This is a genomic window from Pseudoalteromonas sp. 2CM28B (assembly GCF_023161935.1).
The window spans coordinates 115,747-134,490 of record NZ_JALNTH010000017.1 but is presented as its reverse complement, the minus strand read 5'-3'; the positions used below and the strand labels follow the sequence as shown (position 1 = coordinate 134,490).

Annotated in this window: 20 protein-coding genes; 16 read left to right on the top strand and 4 right to left on the bottom strand. The window is 41.0% G+C overall.

Annotation, left to right across the window (positions count from 1 at the left end; translation table 11 throughout):
• Positions 1-594 precede the first annotated feature (594 nt).
• From MTN96_RS20725 to MTN96_RS20710, 5 genes are all read left to right on the top strand, one after another.
• A complete protein-coding gene (locus tag MTN96_RS20725; RefSeq protein WP_248532647.1) occupies positions 595-2,097 on the top strand; it encodes an NAD(P)H-hydrate dehydratase in 1,503 nt (500 codons plus the stop codon).
• A gap of 118 nt (positions 2,098-2,215) precedes the next feature.
• Positions 2,216-2,491, top strand: coding sequence for a hypothetical protein (locus MTN96_RS20720; RefSeq protein WP_248474197.1), 276 nt, complete (start codon positions 2,216-2,218; stop codon positions 2,489-2,491).
• Positions 2,492-2,674: 183 nt separating this feature from the next.
• On the top strand, positions 2,675-3,241 hold the full coding sequence (locus tag MTN96_RS20715) for a hypothetical protein (protein ID WP_374275649.1): 567 nt from the start codon (positions 2,675-2,677) through the stop codon (positions 3,239-3,241).
• 4 nt (positions 3,242-3,245) lie between these two features.
• Positions 3,246-3,803 carry a hypothetical protein gene (locus MTN96_RS37155; RefSeq protein WP_308200693.1) on the top strand — a complete coding sequence of 186 codons (558 nt, stop codon included), beginning with the start codon at positions 3,246-3,248 and terminating at the stop codon, positions 3,801-3,803.
• Complete coding sequence (locus MTN96_RS20710) at positions 3,692-4,129, top strand: methyl-accepting chemotaxis protein (RefSeq protein ID WP_308200692.1); 438 nt, start codon at positions 3,692-3,694, stop codon at positions 4,127-4,129. Before MTN96_RS37155 ends, MTN96_RS20710 begins: the two co-directional genes overlap by 112 nt.
• Before the next feature lie 81 nt (positions 4,130-4,210).
• On the opposite strand, the gene rnk is transcribed toward MTN96_RS20710, so the two are convergent.
• The 4 genes from rnk to MTN96_RS20690 all read right to left on the bottom strand — a co-directional run bounded on the left by rnk (position 4,211) and on the right by MTN96_RS20690 (position 7,376).
• Positions 4,211-4,624, bottom strand: coding sequence for a nucleoside diphosphate kinase regulator (gene rnk / locus MTN96_RS20705; RefSeq protein ID WP_036980394.1), 414 nt, complete (start codon positions 4,622-4,624; stop codon positions 4,211-4,213).
• Between the two features lie 177 nt (positions 4,625-4,801).
• The gene (gene groL, locus MTN96_RS20700; protein WP_036980391.1) at positions 4,802-6,451 is read right to left on the bottom strand and encodes a chaperonin GroEL; all 1,650 of its coding nucleotides are present in this window, start codon (positions 6,449-6,451) and stop codon (positions 4,802-4,804) included.
• A 48-nt stretch (positions 6,452-6,499) separates the two neighbouring features.
• On the bottom strand, positions 6,500-6,787 hold the full coding sequence (locus MTN96_RS20695; RefSeq protein ID WP_004587676.1) for a co-chaperone GroES: 288 nt from the start codon (positions 6,785-6,787) through the stop codon (positions 6,500-6,502).
• Between the two features lie 109 nt (positions 6,788-6,896).
• On the bottom strand, positions 6,897-7,376 hold the full coding sequence (locus MTN96_RS20690) for an FxsA family protein (RefSeq protein WP_069439776.1): 480 nt from the start codon (positions 7,374-7,376) through the stop codon (positions 6,897-6,899).
• Between the two features lie 240 nt (positions 7,377-7,616).
• On the opposite strand from MTN96_RS20690, the gene cutA reads away from it, so the two are divergent.
• The 11 genes from cutA to hflX all read left to right on the top strand — a co-directional run bounded on the left by cutA (position 7,617) and on the right by hflX (position 18,693).
• Positions 7,617-7,937 carry a divalent-cation tolerance protein CutA gene (gene cutA, locus MTN96_RS20685; protein ID WP_036980381.1) on the top strand — a complete coding sequence of 107 codons (321 nt, stop codon included), beginning with the start codon at positions 7,617-7,619 and terminating at the stop codon, positions 7,935-7,937.
• The gene (locus MTN96_RS20680; RefSeq protein WP_248532645.1) at positions 7,937-9,742 is read left to right on the top strand and encodes a protein-disulfide reductase DsbD; all 1,806 of its coding nucleotides are present in this window, start codon (positions 7,937-7,939) and stop codon (positions 9,740-9,742) included. Before cutA ends, MTN96_RS20680 begins: the two co-directional genes overlap by 1 nt.
• A gap of 229 nt (positions 9,743-9,971) precedes the next feature.
• Positions 9,972-10,424, top strand: a complete 453-nt coding sequence (aroQ, locus tag MTN96_RS20675; RefSeq protein WP_036980376.1) for a type II 3-dehydroquinate dehydratase — start codon at positions 9,972-9,974, stop codon at positions 10,422-10,424.
• Between the two features lie 33 nt (positions 10,425-10,457).
• Positions 10,458-10,925 (top strand): acetyl-CoA carboxylase biotin carboxyl carrier protein, encoded by a 468-nt coding sequence (gene accB, locus MTN96_RS20670; RefSeq protein WP_248532644.1) that lies wholly within the window; start codon positions 10,458-10,460, stop codon positions 10,923-10,925.
• 26 nt (positions 10,926-10,951) lie between these two features.
• Positions 10,952-12,292 (top strand): acetyl-CoA carboxylase biotin carboxylase subunit, encoded by a 1,341-nt coding sequence (gene accC, locus MTN96_RS20665; RefSeq protein ID WP_069439778.1) that lies wholly within the window; start codon positions 10,952-10,954, stop codon positions 12,290-12,292.
• Positions 12,293-12,418: 126 nt separating this feature from the next.
• Positions 12,419-12,886: a tRNA (adenosine(37)-N6)-threonylcarbamoyltransferase complex ATPase subunit type 1 TsaE gene (gene tsaE / locus MTN96_RS20660; protein ID WP_248474201.1), complete on the top strand. Its 468-nt coding sequence runs from the start codon at positions 12,419-12,421 to the stop codon at positions 12,884-12,886.
• 28 nt (positions 12,887-12,914) lie between these two features.
• Positions 12,915-14,258, top strand: a complete 1,344-nt coding sequence (locus tag MTN96_RS20655) for an N-acetylmuramoyl-L-alanine amidase (protein ID WP_248532643.1) — start codon at positions 12,915-12,917, stop codon at positions 14,256-14,258.
• A 29-nt stretch (positions 14,259-14,287) separates the two neighbouring features.
• Positions 14,288-16,114 carry a DNA mismatch repair endonuclease MutL gene (gene mutL / locus MTN96_RS20650; RefSeq protein ID WP_248532642.1) on the top strand — a complete coding sequence of 609 codons (1,827 nt, stop codon included), beginning with the start codon at positions 14,288-14,290 and terminating at the stop codon, positions 16,112-16,114.
• Positions 16,115-16,124: 10 nt separating this feature from the next.
• Complete coding sequence (gene miaA / locus MTN96_RS20645; protein WP_248532654.1) at positions 16,125-17,042, top strand: tRNA (adenosine(37)-N6)-dimethylallyltransferase MiaA; 918 nt, start codon at positions 16,125-16,127, stop codon at positions 17,040-17,042.
• An 81-nt stretch (positions 17,043-17,123) separates the two neighbouring features.
• Positions 17,124-17,387 (top strand): RNA chaperone Hfq, encoded by a 264-nt coding sequence (gene hfq, locus MTN96_RS20640; RefSeq protein ID WP_008113494.1) that lies wholly within the window; start codon positions 17,124-17,126, stop codon positions 17,385-17,387.
• 16 nt (positions 17,388-17,403) lie between these two features.
• Positions 17,404-18,693 carry a ribosome rescue GTPase HflX gene (hflX, locus tag MTN96_RS20635; protein WP_036980358.1) on the top strand — a complete coding sequence of 430 codons (1,290 nt, stop codon included), beginning with the start codon at positions 17,404-17,406 and terminating at the stop codon, positions 18,691-18,693.
• Positions 18,694-18,744 lie beyond the last annotated feature (51 nt).

Below are 18,744 nucleotides of genomic sequence, written 5' to 3'. Positions count from 1 at the left end.
CATCAGGTAAAAGGAAAATAATAAGCGCCTAATGCCGACTCTATACATTTGCTATGTGGCTCTCTACCGCTGTGGGCGCCACGACATTACCAGGCTTCAAATAAGAGAAAGCCCGACTAGCAATAGTCGGGCTTTTTTATGTCTGCAGGAAAGTAAAAACGCAGGTGAAAGGTAAAAGGCATCAGGTAAAAGTAAAAGAATAAGCGCCTAAAGACTACTCTAACGCTGTGGACGACACTACGATACCTTGCAATAGAAGGCCTGAGAATAAAGGCATTATGAAAATATATTCGTTTGGGGTAATACCAATCCGCAATAATACTCAATCATTTTGCGGAGCTAAACGTGCCGCTACCTGTGTTAAAAAATTCTCATTTAGAACAACTGAATAGCGAATTTTTTGCCTAGCTATTACCCCGTTTTTTCTGCCTCAAAATAGACCGCTTAATTAAGCGAATTGGTATAAATTGGTAATAAATACTCAAATAAGGGGGTTGCGCCCTTATTCTGATTGATACATTTCTGATCTTACTTGAAAAAAAACCAATGAGCCCAAAGTCTACTTAATCAACACTTATTTTTATAGAGCCTATCATGTCGTTATTACCTTCATCTTCCAACGTTAAGCAATTCGTATATTTAGCACAGCAAATAAGAGAGTATGAGGGTAATGCTGCAAAAGCCAGTGGTTGTGATCTGTTTACCCTAATGGAACGAGCGGGGCATGCCGCATTTTTAAATTGGAAATCATTCAATGCACAGCAGACTCTAGTACTCGTAGGGAGTGGCAATAACGCAGGAGATGGCTACATTACGGCTAGCCTTATTAAGCAAGCCGATAGACATGTCGTGGTGTGTGTCGTAGATGAAAATAAAGAATTAACCGGCGATGCTGCAAAAGCACAAAAGCGCTGGATTGATGCCGGTGGTGAAATTTGTAACTTTAGCGCTGATGCACTCGATGAGTGTGATGTAATCATTGATGCATTACTGGGCACTGGTCTTGAAAATACGGTACGCGATAATGTTGCCACTATAATTAAAGCGGCGAATGAAAGCACTAAACCAATACTCAGTATTGATGTGCCATCAGGTATAAATGCTGATACAGGCCAACCTTTAGGTATTGCAATTAAAGCCACTAAAACAATTACTTTTGTAGGGGTAAAACAAGGGTTAACAACGGCCGCGGGTAAAGAGTATGTTGGTGAACTTATCTTTGATGACTTGGCTATTGGCGAGTCATTCGTAGAATTAGCAAGCCCTTCGGGTAAGCTTATTAATATCAATAGTTTTAAAGGCTTGGGTCCACGTGCTTTGAATAGTCATAAAGGTAGTTATGGAAAATTACTGTGTATTGGTGGGAATCGAGGAACGGCAGGTGCGATCAGGTTAACAAGCGAGGCAGCGCTTAGAGCTGGTGCTGGGATGGTCAGAGTGTATACCCATGAAAGCTCAATTATGCCAGTGAGTTTTGGCCGACCAGAGCTTATGGTAAGTGGTAATAACTTGCAACATGCATTGGAGTGGGCAAGCTGTGCTGTTATTGGCCCAGGCCTTGGACAAGACGAATGGGCGCAAAATACCTTTAATCAAGTCATTGAGTATTGTACACGTAATAATATGCCTTTAGTTATTGATGCTGATGCACTTAATTTACTCGCTAAACAAGCTTCACCGAAAATGCCCACGCGGTGTGTACTTACCCCGCATCCAGGCGAAGCCTCTCGATTATTAAAGGTGACGACTGCGGAGATAGAGTCTGATCGGTTCAGCTATGTTCAACAATGTGCTAAACGTTACTCAGCAGTTTGTGTTTTAAAAGGCGCAGGAACTTTAATAGCCGATGGTAAGCATACTTGGGTTTGTGAAGAAGGAAGCCCTGCGCTTGCTGTTGGCGGTAGCGGTGATGTTCTTACTGGTATTGTAGGGGCATTATTTGCTCAAGGGTTAGATTGTGCTGAGGCAACTTGCTATGGTGTTACACTGCATGCTAAAGCGGGTGATATTGCTGGGCAAAAAAATGGAGAGCGAGGTATGCTACCTAGCGATCTGTTTTGTATAGTGAGGCGGTTAATTAATACTATAAAACCATAAGATAAAAGCATTCATATTAATTTTGTTCTTTTTTTGATAAATCCATTAACCTTCTTATACTTAGTTAGCGCTGTTTGATTGTAACTGAGGTTAAAGATGTTAATACAGAAAAAAATGTATGCGGGAATTAACCGTAATTATGCAATGGGTAATAACGCCAATTATAAAAAATGAAGCTATTTCTGCAGCTAAGTTACAGGCTAAAGTAATAGGTGAATCATTTGCTAAGGATTTAGGAAAAAGTGCAGCATTAACTAAAAGCTTATCTGTTGTTGCTCAAACACTTCCCCTTGATAAAGATCAATTTATTAAAAATTTGGCACCGTTAATTGCTAGTGGTTCAGGCATTGCCGGTGGTGGAATATGGCCAGAGCCAAATATGTTAGATGCATAAGCACAAAGGGCATCTTTGTTTTGGGTTAAGGGCGATAATGGTCAATACACTTTATTAGATGACTACAACCAAGCTGATAGCAGTCCATATTAACAAGAAAGCTGGTATAGAAGTGCTGCTAACGCTTAACCAGGCGTATGTGTTTGGTCTGAGGCTTATATTGATGCAGTCTCGAATGTGCCTATGGTAACTTGCTCTGTTAAAATTGAGCGTAATAATCAGTTTTGGGGAGTCGCTACTTTAGATATAGAGCTTTCTCATATTGAAAAGTCACTTCTTGCTGAAAATCAAGCAACCGGTACCTACAGTTTTATTATTGATAGTGCGCAGCAGTTTGTTTCTATTCCTGCATTTAGAGATACGAATTTAGCCATGCTAAATTTTTCACAAGTTGTGAGTAAAGATAGCTCTTTACAGCCTTTAGTTAACGCCTTGAAAAATGAAGATAGACTCGTAGCAGAGTTTAGTTCTGGTGTCATAAAGGGGGATAGCTCAATTCTAGTGACATTCTTACTGCCGGAGCAAAAGTGGCGCTCTGGAGTAATAATTCCAACAGCGACTGCAAAAAAAGCAGCTAATACGCTGACATACTATTTGTATGGTTCATTCATTGTACTCATTGTTATATTTATATCGGCATTATTGGTCTTTGGTAAGCGATTAGTTGAGCAAATAGAGCAGACTTCGGCGCAAGTTAGGTCATTAATGCAAGGGCAAACAGATTCTAAATTACCAATATCGGGGGGATGATGAAATGAGTCATCTTTGCGAAGCTAATAATGATTACGGTGATCATCTTATTAAAATTCTTGGGCTGATTAAAGAAAAGGCGGCCTCAGTAAAAAACAATGCTGAATCTATTGATAACTTGAGTAGTAATAGTCAGCAACGCGCACATGAACTAATGCAAGAAAATGAATTGTTAGCCACGGCTATCAATGAAATGTCGATAGCGGCTTCATCGGCATCAGAAGATATTGGTGGCGTTGCAGATATTACCGCTAAGTCATCAGATCTTGTAAACTCTGGCTTTAATGTTATTGAACAAAACGCAGAATCTATCCAGCTGTTGTTCAATAAACTAACTGAGTCGTCCAATGCAATATCACAAATATCTGAAGATTCACAGCAGGTTGGTTCGGTATTAGGTGTGATTATGAATATCTCTGAGCAACTAATTTGCTTGCGCTTAATGCTGCTATTGAGGCTGCTCGTGCTGGTGATTCTGGAAGGGGGTTTGCGGTCGTTGCTGATGAAGTTAGAACACTGGCACAAAGAACACAACAATCAGCTGGTGAGATTGAAACCATGATAAGTCAGTTACAACAAGCGGCTGCAAAAGGAGTCTGTGTTATTCAAGAATGCCGAGAGTTCTCAGAAGTGGTCAATGATCGTTCAAATACAACACGCACGCAATATGAAAATATAGTTGATGCATTTAACGACATTAAAGGGCGCTCAGCAAGTATTGCCGTAGCCACTGAAGAACAGGCTCAAGTAACCGTCAATGTTAAAAAACTAGCGGAACGGATCCGAGAAATATCAGGGCAAAATGCCGCCGATGCCGAAGACTTTAGAGAAGTAAGTAAAGCCTCTAATAGTCAAGCACAAAGGCTATACGACATTAGTCAGCAGTAACTCAATAAAAAAATCCAAGCAAGGCTTGGATTTTTTTATATAAATTTGTTTATTAATTTAAAATTGTGAGGATTTAAAAGTCTATCTATGAAGCTCGCCAGCTCTTTCTGGTTGATAAGTTACCTCTTTAATAGTTACTGTTATTAACCCACCGCCTGGCTTTGGCCATTCAATTTGATCTCCTTGTGAAAGGCCAAGTAATGCACTACCAACAGGGGCTAAAATTGATATTTTTTTGCCACTTGAGTCAATATTCTTCGGGTAAACAAGCGTTAAAGTAAATTCCTCACCTGTAGATTCAACAACAAAGTTCACTGTTGAATTCATGGTTACCACGGTTGAGGGAACTTCGTGTGGCTCAACGATGTTAGCCCTACCAAGTTCTGCTTCAAGTTCTTTTTCACCCGCAAAACTGTTCGCAGGTAACGATTCCATTAGCGCATACAATCGATCTGCATCCAGTGATGAGATGATTATTTCAGGTTTAGTATTCAACTTAATATCCTTAATCATGTTAAATAAAATTTACTCTGGGTATAGCTTGCAGGAACTCAGTTGCATTGGAATACACTGAGATAATTTTATTGTGCCTTAGTGAATTTATTTTATCTCTATTGCTAAAAACCCAGCCGAAGCTGGGTTTTTATTTGAGCTAAGTGTGTGAGGGGATGATTACATCATGCCGCCCATACCACCCATTCCGCCCATGCCACCCATATCAGGGGCACCAGCAGCTTCTTCTTTAGGGATTTCAGCAACCATTGCTTCGGTAGTGATCATTAGACCCGCAATCGAACCTGCAAATTGTAGTGCAGAGCGCGTTACTTTCGTTGGATCTAGGATACCCATTTCAAGCATGTCATTGTATTCGCCAGAGGCTGCGTTGTAACCGTAGTTACCTTCACCGCCTTTAACTGCGTTAATAACAACAGATGCTTCATCACCTGCGTTAGTTACGATTTGACGAAGTGGTGCTTCCATTGCACGAAGTGCAACTTTAATACCGTGGTTTTGGTCTTCGTTGTCGCCAAGTAGCTCAGCTAGCTTGCTAGCAGCACGTACTAGAGCAACACCACCACCAGGTACTACGCCTTCTTCAACCGCTGCACGAGTTGCATGTAATGCATCTTCAACACGGTCTTTTTTCTCTTTCATTTCAATTTCAGTCGCTGCACCTACTTTAATTACTGCAACACCGCCGGCAAGTTTAGCCATACGCTCTTGTAGTTTTTCTTTATCGTAGTCTGAAGTCGCTTCTTCAATTTGTGCTTTGATTTGAGCAACACGGCCGTTAATGCCTTCTTCTTCACCCGCACCATCAATGATAGTTGTATCATCTTTAGTGATTACTACGCGCTTAGCTGTACCTAGGTCTTCAATCGTTGCTTTTTCAAGCTCTAAGCCGATTTCTTCAGAGATAACAGTACCGCCAGTTAATACGGCAATATCTTGTAGCATTGCTTTACGACGGTCGCCAAAGCCAGGTGCTTTAACCGCAGACACTTTAACAATACCGCGCATGTTGTTAACAACTAAAGTAGCAAGTGCTTCGCCTTCTAGGTCTTCAGCAATGATTAATAGTGGCTTGCTTGCTTTAGCAACAGCTTCTAATGTAGGTAGTAGCTCACGAATGTTAGATACTTTTTTATCTACAAGTAGAATGAATGGGTTGTCTAGCTCTACCGCGCCTTTTTCTGCGTTATTGATAAAGTACGGAGATAGGTAACCACGGTCAAACTGCATGCCTTCTACAACATCTAGTTCGTTCTCTAGTGATTGACCTTCTTCAACCGTAATAACACCTGTGTTACGGCCTACTTTTTCCATTGCTTGTGCAATGATATCGCCAATTTCTTTATCAGAGTTAGCTGAAATAGTACCTACTTGTGCAATCGCTTTAGTATCAGCACATGGTACAGATAGCGTTTTAAGTTCTTCTACTGCAGCGGTAATTGCTTTATCAATACCACGCTTAAGATCCATTGGGTTCATGCCTGCAGCAACTGCTTTAAGACCTTCGTTTACAATAGATTGTGCAAGTACAGTTGCGGTAGTCGTACCGTCACCCGCTGCATCATTTGCTTTAGATGCAACTTCTTTTACCATTTGTGCACCCATGTTTTCAAACTTGTCTTCAAGTTCGATTTCTTTCGCTACAGATACACCATCTTTAGTGATTACTGGAGAGCCAAATGATTTATCTAGTACTACGTTACGGCCTTTAGGACCTAATGTAACTTTTACTGCGTTTGCTAGGATATTTACGCCTGTTAGCATTTTAGCGCGTGCATCACCTGCAAAAAGTACTTCTTTTGCTGCCATCTTTAATTTCCTCTAAATTCTTAAATGTTTGTTAAACGAAAAGTAGGGTTAGCCTACAATGCCTAAAATGTTGTCTTCACGCATGATCAGGTACTCTTGACCTTCGATCTTTTCAGTTTTTTCAACATATGAGCCAAATAACACAGTGTCACCGGCTTTTACTTCTAAAGCTCTAACGTCACCGTTATCTAGAACGCGACCATTGCCAACAGCAATAACTTCTCCGCGAGTTGATTTTTCAGCTGCAGAGCCAGTTAATACAATACCGCCAGCAGACTTGGTTTCTTCTTCTAGACGCTTAACGATTACGCGATCTTGTAAAGGACGAATGTTCATGTTTTTAGTTCTCCTAACAGTTTCTGAACAGTACAGAAAAAAGCTTTTCTAATTTGCATTCATTAATGGGGGTGGAGTGAAAAATTCCAAGAGAAAAAATGATAAATTTTTAATCTTTTCGCTCGTATTCACCATCTATGGTTTTAGGGCGGTTTTCATTTTGCTCGTGATGCATTGATTGATGAGTTTGTGAAAACCCTGAAGTGCCAGTTTGATGCATGCTAGCGCTCATTCTTACAGTTGCTTGACTAGCAAGTCCTGCAGCTAATTTGTTACGAATAGCAGGGGTAAGGAGTAGTAAGCCAAATACATCTGTCATAATGCCGGGTGTTAATAAAAGTACCCCTGCAATAATTACGCAAATACCGGTAAATAATTCTTTAGCAGGCATTTGTCCTTGAGCCATTTGCACTTGTACGTTTTGTAGTGCGCCCATTCCTTGCTGTTTCACCATTTTCGCACCCACAATCGCGGTTAGTACCACTAAAGCGATTGTTGCGAAGCCACCTATCACGTCACTAACCTGAATTAGCAAGGCAATTTCAATAATTGGGATGATGATAAACAGCAAAAATAAAATTCTAAACATAAGACTCTCTAAAAAAATGACACTTATTAAGGTGCTAATGAAATATAAGTGAGGGTTGTCGGGTCTATTTTCAAGCTAATAAGAGTAAGTAATAAACTTTAATGTTAGTTGAGTTAACGGTAGCGGGTTTAAATCAATTTACTGCAAAGACCCAAAATGTAGACAGAGTTCGTGTCTACACATTGTACCCGCTATCAGCTACTATGGGGCTAGACCCCCGTAAACAAGTAAAGGTTCACTATGACAACGCAATTTAAACTTATTTTTACCACTTGCAAAAATAACGATGAAGCCCGTTTATTGGCTATGGCACTAATTGAAAAGAAACTAGCCGCTTGTGTAAATATTTTACCGGCCATGACTTCTATTTATATATGGGAAGGTGAAGTAGCTGAAGCAACAGAAGTAAAGCTGCTAATTAAAACTAAGGCTGACAAAATGAACGATGTATTTTTAACCTTAAAAGATCTTCACAGCTACGAAGTACCAGAAATACAAGTTGTTGATGTAGCAACGGGTAACTTGGCTTACTTTAATTGGATGGACGAGGTGCTTCATTAATGCGCTTTATTTTATTTTTTTTATTAAGCGTATTAATGGCGCCTGCTTGGGCGGCACAAAATACCCTTGATGATTTTCTAAAACCGACTCAGCACACATTTTTACCGGTAAATGAAGCGTTTGTATTTGATTTTGACCAGCAAGGAAGTACGTTATTTGTTGGTTGGGATATCGCTAATGACTATTACCTATATAAAGATAAAATAGAAATTATTGCCAAAGGTGTCAGCATTGACGTGCCTGAGTTGGGCGCTGGTGAAATAATTGAAGATGAATTTTTTGGCAAAACTGAGGTGTTTTTTAATTCTCTTAGCGTTATCAGCAAACTAAGTAATGTGAGTGAAAATGGCGTTGTGAAGGTGCGTTATCAAGGCTGTGCAAAAGCAGGGCTGTGTTATCCACCTGAAATCATCAGCATTCCATTAAGTGTACTGGCAAGTGAAACTAATACTAATGACAATACCGCAGCAAGCAGTGCATTTGCAGCACTTAGCCAATCTGCAGAAAAACCAGCAACTGCATCAACACCTGATAAAGAGCTCACATTTACAGAGCAGTTAGCTAGCCAAAGCTTAATGGTTAACTTAGCTATTTTCTTTGCCGTGGGTGTGGGTCTGGCATTTACACCGTGTGTATTTCCGATGTTCCCTATTTTATCTAGCTTAATTGCGGGTCAAAAGAACCTGTCTACTAAAAAAGCATTTGCCCTATCATTTGTTTATATTCAAGGCATGGCGGTTACCTATGCAGCATTAGGGCTTGTGGTTGCTGCGTTAGGCGGACAAGTGCAAGGCTATTTACAGCATCCATATGTATTAATTAGCTTTAGCTTATTGTTTGTACTGCTGGCTATGTCGATGTTTGGTTGGTACGAAATAAAGTTACCCAGCCGCATGATGAACAAGCTAACCCAAGTGAGCAACAACCAAAAAGGCGGTAACTATATTGGGGTGTTCTTGATGGGGGTTTTATCAGGGCTTATTGCATCTCCTTGTACTACAGCGCCTTTATCAGCCGCATTATTATTTGTGGCACAAAGCGGCGATTACCTAGTAGGCGGGCTAACACTTTACGTACTGAGTTTAGGTATGGGGCTACCGCTGTTATTATTAGGTACGTCGGGAGGTAAGCTATTACCGAAAGCTGGCGGCTGGATGGAACAAGTCAAAACCTTATTTGGTTTTATTATGTTAGTTGTGCCACTTATTTTGCTAGAGCGCATTATAGATATTGAAATTATTATGCTTATGGCAGGCTTATTAGCTATCGCCACAGCGCTTTATTTCCATTATTGGCAAAGCGCTCAAGCACAAGGTAAATTAAAAACCTTATTGTGGTTTATGGCTGTTTTATTGCTGCTTACTGGCTTTAATTTAACCAAAAACTATTTTTGGCCAACACAAGCCGTGAGTTTACAAACAACCTCGCAAAACAATGAGTTTAAACAGGTTGCCAATTTAGCCGAGCTTAAACAAGCCGTATCACAAGCAAATAGCGAAGGGCGCATGGTTATGGTGGACTTATACGCCGACTGGTGTGTAGCGTGTAAAGAGTTTGAGCATTACACCTTTCCTGACCCGCAAGTGCAAAGTGAGTTTAGCCATTATCAACTGATACAAATTGACTTAACTCAAAGCGATAATGAAACAATTGAGCTAATGGAAGCATATTCAGTGTTTGGTTTACCGAGTATTTTATTCTTTAATACTCAAGGTGAAGAGCTAAGTGCACAACGTGTCACTGGCTTTTTAAATGCGGATGATTTCGCTAAGCACCTTGCTGCAGTGCGTGCCAGCGCTGAATGACCATTCTATATGGCACAACATGATTGTTAATGTTGTGCCATTATTACCCCTCAAGATTTGTTCCCGAAATAGAGATTAGACCAGTATTTTGCTGCTATTTACTTCGAAATCACTATAATAGTTGGTTAACGTGAGAAATTGTTGCTATCTTACTTTTTTCAGCTTACTTTTTAGTGAAAACTTAGCTAGTAACCGCTTAACTCATTACTTATAGGATATATCGCGTATTATGGCTGCAAAATTAAAGATTTTAGTTATAAATGGCCCAAATTTAAACATGCTAGGAAAGCGTGAGCCCGATAAGTACGGTTCACACTCTTTAGAGCATATTATGAGCGATTTAAATAATGCTGCTAATAGTTTAGATGTGACGCTAACGCATTTTCAAAGTAATAGTGAGCAAGCGCTCATTGAACGCATTCATGATGCTTGGCAAGCGGTTGATTACATCATTATTAACCCTGCAGCATTTACGCACACAAGCGTCGCATTACGTGATGCATTGCTAAGCGTTGATATTCCGTTTTTTGAAGTGCACTTAAGTAATGTGCATGCACGTGAAACGTTTCGCCATCATTCTTATTTTTCTGATGTGGCGCAAGGCGTTATTTGTGGATTAGGTGCAATGGGCTATCACGCTGCTTTACATGCAGCGGTGAGCCGATTGCAAAACTCAAACTAAATTTAAACTAACAAACTAATAGGCGGGTCGTTTATGGATATTCGCAAGATCAAAAAACTAATTGAATTAGTAGAAGAATCAGGTATTGCAGAACTAGAAATCACTGAAGGTGAAGAATCAGTACGTATTAACCGTAACAACATGAGTGCCGGTCCTGCGTACGCGCAATTTGCTCCACAGCAATATGCTCCAACACCCGCTCCTGCGGCTGCAGCAGCACCAGCAGCACCTGTAGCAGAGTCTGAAGCACCAGCGGCAGGTCCTACAGGACACCAAGTTAAATCTCCTATGGTAGGTTCTTTTTACGCAGCAGCTTCTCCAGAAGCGCCAGCATATGTTGAAGTCGGTTCACAGGTTAAAGTTGGCGACACATTGTGTATCGTTGAAGCAATGAAAATGATGAACCAAATTGAGTCAGATAAAGCCGGTACAGTAAAAGCTATTTTAGTAGAAAACGGCGAGCCAGTAGAATTTGATCAACCTTTATTCATCATTGAATAATAGCGCAACGTAAAAGGCCAACTCTCATGTTAGATAAAGTAGTCATTGCAAACCGAGGTGAAATTGCACTTCGTATATTGCGCGCCTGCAAAGAGCTTGGGATCAAAACGGTTGCTGTGCATTCAACGGCGGATCGCGATCTTAAGCACGTATTACTAGCAGATGAAACCATCTGTATTGGTAAACCAGCAGCAACTGAAAGTTACTTAGACATTCCACGCATTATAGCCGCAGCTGAAATAACTGATGCGGTCGCTATTCACCCAGGTTATGGTTTTCTTGCTGAAAATGCAGACTTTGCAGACCAAGTTGAGCAAAGTGGCTTTGTTTTTATCGGTCCTCGTGGCGATACTATTCGTCTAATGGGCGATAAAGTATCGGCAATCGAAGCGATGCGTAAAGCGGGTGTTCCTTGTGTACCTGGCTCTGATGGTCCGGTATCGGATGATAAAGAACGCAACATGCAAATTGCTAAGCGTATTGGTTACCCAGTAATTATTAAAGCAGCTGGCGGCGGCGGTGGCCGCGGTATGCGTGTTGTTCGCAACGAAGCTGAGTTAATCAATTCAATTTCGCTTACGCAACAAGAAGCAAAGCAGTTCTTTGGCAACAGCATGGTTTACATGGAGAAATTCCTTGAAAACCCACGTCACATTGAAGTACAAGTATTGGCCGACGGTCAAGGCAATGCGGTTCACTTAGGTGAGCGTGATTGTTCAATGCAGCGTCGTCACCAAAAAGTAGTGGAAGAGGCGCCAGCACCAGGGATTACTGCAGAAGTACGTAAGTTCATTGGTGAGCGTTGTACACGCGCATGTATCGAAATTGGTTATCGTGGTGCGGGGACGTTTGAGTTCTTATACGAGAACGGTGAATTTTACTTCATTGAAATGAACACCCGTATTCAGGTTGAGCACCCAGTAACTGAAATGGTCACCGGTGTGGATTTAATCAAAGAGCAATTAAAAATTGCCGCTGGTCAGCCTTTATCATTCACTCAAGACGACGTTGTTATTCGTGGCCACGCTATTGAGTGTCGTATTAATGCTGAAGACCCAGAAACCTTTATTCCATCGCCAGGTAAAATCACTCGCTTTCATCCAGCAGGTGGTTTAGGTATTCGTTGGGACAGCCATATTTATGCTGATTATACGGTACCGCCACATTACGATTCTATGATTGGTAAGCTGATCACTTACGGTGAAAACCGTGATGTTGCTATTGCTCGCGCTCGTAATGCATTGAATGAGTTAGTAATCGACGGTATTAAAACGAATACGCCATTGCATAAACGCATTCTTGCAGATGAAAACTTCAAAAACGGTGGTACAAATATCCACTACCTTGAGAAGAAATTAGGGCTGTAAAGTCCATGCTAATTAAAAACCGGCTCAGGCCGGTTTTTTTATCTTTAAAAAAGAGGCAGTATCACCTTAAATAAATAATCTGGTATGATTAACAAATATGCGCTTTTCGTAAATTTTGAGGTAATCATGTCGTGTAGTTTTGATTTTCATTTAGTCGATGAAAATGCCACTGTTGCTATGGGTAATAAATTAGCTGCCATAATAGAACAGGGCGCAGTTATTTATTTGCATGGTGATTTAGGGGCCGGTAAAACGACATTTACTCGCGGTATAGTGCAAGGTTTTGGTCATACAGGTAAGGTTAAAAGTCCCACTTATACACTTGTTGAACCTTACGAGCTTGTGCGTGGCAATGTCTATCATTTTGATTTATACCGATTAGGTGACCCAGAAGAGCTTGAATTTATGGGAATTCGTGATTATTTTTCAGAAACGGCAACTTGTATTGTTGAGTGGCCAGAAAAAGGCGGAGAATTTATTCCTGTTCCCGATCTAAATGCTACGCTAAGTTATGTAGGTGATGAGCGTAAAATTGTTATTAACAGTGCCAGTGAGCGTGGTATAGCAATTGTCGAAAAACTAAATAATAGATAATAAAATAGTTAAGGCAGTGATTATCAAAATGAGTCGTGGTTTAGTTAAACTTTTTATTTACCTCATGGTTTTTACAGTGAGCTTGCCATTGTGGGCGCAAAACACTATTAATAGTGTGCGTGTCTGGCCATCCCCTGATAGCACTCGGGTGGTGTTTGATCTCGACGATAAACCTGACTTCAGCTACTTTATGCTAAAAAACCCAAGCCGTTTAGTGGTTGATTTAGAAAACACTGATGAGTTAAAAATATTGCCAGGTGTGCCACCAAAACACCAAATTGTTAGTAAGTTACGTTACTCAAAACCTAAAAATAAACACAGCGTGCGTTTAGTATTTGAATTAAATGGGCCAGTTAAACCAGTTATATTTGCACTAGCCCCCACAGGCCCTTATAAAAATAGATTGGTGGTCGACTTATACGATAAAAGCCAATCAAAAGGTGCAATTACCCCTGCGCAAACGGCGGCTAAAAAACGCCAATTAAGCCAAGAGCGCGATATTGTAATTGCTATTGATGCAGGGCATGGCGGTGAAGACCCAGGCTCCATTGGCCCATCAGGCACTTACGAAAAAGACATTACACTGCAAATTGCTAAGCGTTTAGAGCGGATGATTGATGCTGAGCGAGGCATGATTTCGCGTATGGTTCGCAGTGGCGATTACTTTGTAAAACTCAATACACGTACCAACCGCGCACGTCAGAAAAAAGCAGACTTTCTTGTTTCTATTCATGCAGATGCGTTTACTAGCCCTGGGCCAAATGGTGCTTCTGTATGGGTGTTGTCGCTGCGACGTGCCAATTCAGAAATTGGTAAATGGATTGAGGATAAAGAAAAACACTCTGAGTTACTTGGCGGTGCTGCTGATGTAATTAAAGATGCTGCAAATGAAAAGTACTTAGCGCAAGCCTTGCTTGATATGTCGATGGATCACTCCATGAAAACCGGCTTAAACGTGGCTGAGGAAGTAGTTAAAGAGTTACGAAAGGTGGCTAAACTTCATAAAAAAGAGCCGCAACATGCCAGCCTTGCAGTATTAAAGTCGCCAGATATTCCGTCTATTTTGGTTGAAACTGGGTTTATCTCTAATCCACGTGAAGAGCGACTGCTTAAAAGTGCCAATCATCAAGAGCGCTTAGCTAAAGCCATGTTTACCTCAATTAAAAATTACTATTTACGTAACCCGCCTGACGACTCACTGTTTGCGTCATTAAAGTCTCAATACCCAACAAAACATAAAGTACGTCCTGGTGAGTCACTGAGCATGTTGGCTGGTCGATATGGCGTAAGTATCAGTAAAATAAAACAAGTTAATAAGCTCAGTTCAAATACGTTATTTATTGGTCAGGAACTTGATATTCCTCAGAGTTAATTTTAAAAGCGCACACATTTAAGGTTGTTATGAGTATTGAAGTATTACCTGCGCGCTTAGCAAACCAAATTGCGGCGGGTGAAGTTGTTGAGCGTCCCGCATCGGTGGTTAAAGAGTTAGTAGAAAACAGCCTTGATGCAGGCGCGACACGTATTCAAATAGATATTGAACGCGGGGGCCACAAGTTAATTCGTATTCGCGACAATGGAGCGGGTATCGCAAAGGATGAGCTCACATTAGCGCTCTCTCGCCATGCAACCAGTAAACTCAAGTCCTTAGACGACCTAGAAAATATTTGTTCTCTTGGTTTTAGGGGCGAAGCCTTAGCATCTATTAGTTCGGTATCTCGCTTAACCTTAAGCTCTAAACCCGAAAATCAAGAAGCTGCGTGGCAAGCCTTTGCACAAGGCCGAGATATGGCCGTAGAGGTAAAGCCGGTTGCTCACCCTAGCGGTACCACAATTGAAGTTAAAGATTTATTTTTTAACACCCCAGCAAGACGTAAGTTTTTACGCACTGAAAAAACCGAATTTAGTCATATTGATGAGCTTATTAAGCGTATTGCGCTGAGCCGTTTTGATGTATCAATTACATTAACCCATAATGAAAAAGTGGTGCGCCAGTATCGCGCTAAAACTGATCCCGCTCAAGCGATTACGCGAGTCGCACAAGTGGCGGGTAAAGCGTTTGCTGAGCAAGGATTGCATATTCAGTCGGGTGAGGCTGGGTTGCAACTACACGGTTGGGTATTGCCAGTTGGATCGGCTAATACTACTCAGTATACCTATGTAAATAATCGTATGATGCGCGACAAACTTATTCTGCATGCTATTCGCCAAGCATTTGAAGAGGTCAGTGGCGAGCAAGAACTTCCCGGATTTGTGATTTACATTGATATAGACCCACGCCAAGTGGATGTTAATGTGCACCCGGCAAAGCATGAGGTGCGCTTTCATCAAGGGCGCTTAGTACACGACTTTATTTTGCAAGCGATAAAACAAGTTGTTGTGCCCCTGCAAGCTGAGTTTGTTAATTCGCCAGCCGCTCACGCTCATCATTCACCAGTTACATCGTTTAACCAAGAACACACTTCCAGTAGTGAACTTTTTGATTATCCTAAGTCGTCATTACAACCAAGTCATTCGCCATCTACAAGTAGTGCCTCTTATGGTGGCAGTCGTCAAGGTGGGGGTAGACAGGTGCGTACTGAAAGCCAAAATTACCATGATGTGAATGCGTTTTATCAGGGCGTGAATGAGCAACAAGCGCAGCACTTTGATACTGCGGCAGCATTTGTACAATCTAATGAGACGCAAGTATCAGATACAGCACTGCGCACTGTCGATATAATAAGCCTTGAAAAGGGCGTTTGCGTGTTCAATAATGAAAATCAACTTTATTGTTCACACTTTAAATACGCATTAGCGGATGATTGGCTTGCACAAATTAAAGAGCAAGGCAGCCTTGAGGGCAAAGCATTGTTATTACCCGTACGGGTCAATGTGTCAAAACAAGATACCGAACTGCTGGCTACGCAACAATCATGGTTTACTTTGCTTGGCTTTGAACTTTTAATTGAAAAACAATTTGTTATGGTTAAGAGGTTGCCTGTTTGCTTGTACTTACTTGACGTGAGTGCCGCAGTTGATGCCTTACTTGATGGGTGTAAAGCTCAGTTAGAAAGTATTGAACAGTGGCTAGCGTGGCAGGTAAATGTAATACCTGCACGCTTCTATGCCAGTAAAGCCTTTGCAGTACAGCAAACTCGCTTACAAAATAATGCGCAAACAATTGAACGTTTACGTGAAAAAGCAGTTAAAATAGATCTAAAGTCTTATCTAGCGCAATTTAATTAGGGTATTCGTGTTGAGTAATTTACCGGTCATATTTTTAATGGGCCCCACCGCTGCTGGTAAAACAGCATTGGCAATTTCACTGTGTGAGTATTTAAATACTGAAATTATCAGCGTTGATTCGGCACTGGTTTATAAAGGTATGGATATTGGTACCGCTAAACCGGATGCCGACGAACTAGCACGTGCACCCCATCACTTAATTGATTTACTCGACCCAAGCGAAACCTATTCAGTAGCTGATTTTAGACGCGATGCGATAGAAAAAATTGATAAATTTCATCAACAAGGTAAAGTGCCTGTACTGGTTGGAGGTACAATGATGTACTTTAAAGCCCTTATTGATGGGTTGTCGCCATTACCTGAGGCCGATGCAAACGTTAGAGCCGAATTAGAAACACAAGCTAAAGAGCATGGCTGGCCTTATTTATACAAAGAGTTGGTTAAAGTTGATCCGCAAGCCGCACAAAAGATGAGTGAAAATGATTCGCAGCGAATTAATCGTGCTTTGGAAGTTTACCGTATAACAGGTAAAACGATGACTGAATTGCAAAAGCAAAAGCAGCCAGCATTACCCTATACTTTTCATCAATTTGCAATTGCACCCGATGATCGCAGTGAATTACATCATCGAATTGAAGAAAGGTTTAAAATAATGATTGAACAGGGGTTTGAAAAAGAAGTTTCGACCCTATATCTACGTGAGGATTTACATCCCAATATGCCTTCTATTCGTTGTGTAGGTTATAGACAGATGTGGGATTACCTTGCGGGTGAAATTGATCATGATGAAATGATTTTTCGCGGCATTGCAGCCACACGCCAATTGGCTAAACGTCAATTAACGTGGTTAAGAAGCTGGCCTGATGTTACATGGTTAACAACCGGTGATGAAGAAAACTTGCATCATGTAGTAAGTTCGCTAAGCTAGTAGTAGCTGGACAAAATTTAGCTTTGTTAAATCAGTTCAGCCACTTAATTATAATAACACCTAGAACGAAGGAATAATAACATGGCAAAAGGCCAATCGTTACAAGACCCATTTTTAAATGCATTACGCCGCGAGCGCATTCCAGTATCAATCTTTTTGGTAAATGGCATAAAATTACAAGGTAAAATTCAGTCATTTGACCAATTTGTAATTTTACTGGAAAACACTGTTAATCAAATGGTGTATAAACATGCAATTTCAACAGTTGTACCTGCACGCGCAGTCAACTTTCAAGGTGTACAGGGAAATGAAGACACCGAAGAAACTGAACCAGGAAACTTTTAAATTAGGAGCGTAATGCTTGTTTGACCGCTATGAATCTGGCGAACAGGCAATTTTAGTCCATATCGACTTACCTAAAGATGGGGATCGCGAAGATCTTCATGAATTAGAAATGTTGGTATCTTCTGCTGGTGTTAGTAGTTTGGCGGTTGTGCAAGGCAGCCGTCAAGCACCACATCCCAAACTATTTGTCGGTACCGGCAAAGCGGAAGAAATAGCTGAAATTGTCAAAATCCACAATGCCGATGTTGTCATTTTTAACCATCAGTTGAGCCCGTCTCAAGAACGAAATTTAGAGCGTGTTTGTCAATGTCGGGTACTTGATAGAACCACACTTATCCTTGATATTTTTGCTCAGCGCGCACGTACTCACGAAGGTAAACTTCAAGTTGAGTTAGCGCAGCTTCGTCATATGTCGACTCGTTTAATCCGAGGTTGGACCCACCTTGAACGCCAAAAAGGCGGTATTGGTTTACGTGGTCCTGGTGAAACGCAGTTAGAAACCGATCGACGTTTATTACGTGCGCGTATTAAAAATATACGCGCCCGTTTGGCTAAAGTTGGCGTACAACGTGAGCAAGGTAGACGAGCACGTACTCGTAATGAGATCCCAACGGTTTCTTTAGTGGGTTATACTAATGCGGGTAAATCAACCTTATTTAACCGTATTACAAATTCTGATGTGTATGCTGCTGATCAGTTGTTTGCAACACTAGACCCAACCTTACGCAAGTTAGATATTGGCGATGTTGGTTCGGTTATTTTAGCGGATACTGTAGGGTTTATTCGCCACTTACCGCATGACTTAGTGGCTGCATTTAAAGCAACGCTGACAGAAACGCGAGAGGCTGATTTACAATTACACGTGATTGATGTAGCCGACCCTCGTCGAAAAGAAAATATTGAACAAGTACAAGAAGTACTCAAAGAAATTGAAGCTGATGATGTACCGCAATTACTTGTATACAACAAAATTGATGCGCTGGATGATGTAACCCCACGTATTGATCGCGATGACGAAGGCCAACCTATAAGGGTATGGTTATCAGCAAAAACAGGTGAAGGTTGCGAGCTGCTAAGTGAGGCTATTAGTGACCTACTAGCTAAAAAGATGTTGAGTGAAACTTTACTACTGGCTCCTCAGTATGGACGTTTAAGAGCATCTTTATTTAACTTAAGTGCAGTACATAACGAACGTTTTGATGAGCAAGGTAATTGGTTGCTAGATGTGCGATTACCTATGATTGAGTGGAATCGTTTGATTAAAGATTTTGGCCCAGAGATTGAAAGTTTTATTAGCTGCGACTAAAAACTGAAAGATTAATGTCGGTTTTAGTATAAGAAATGCATAAGATTTGTT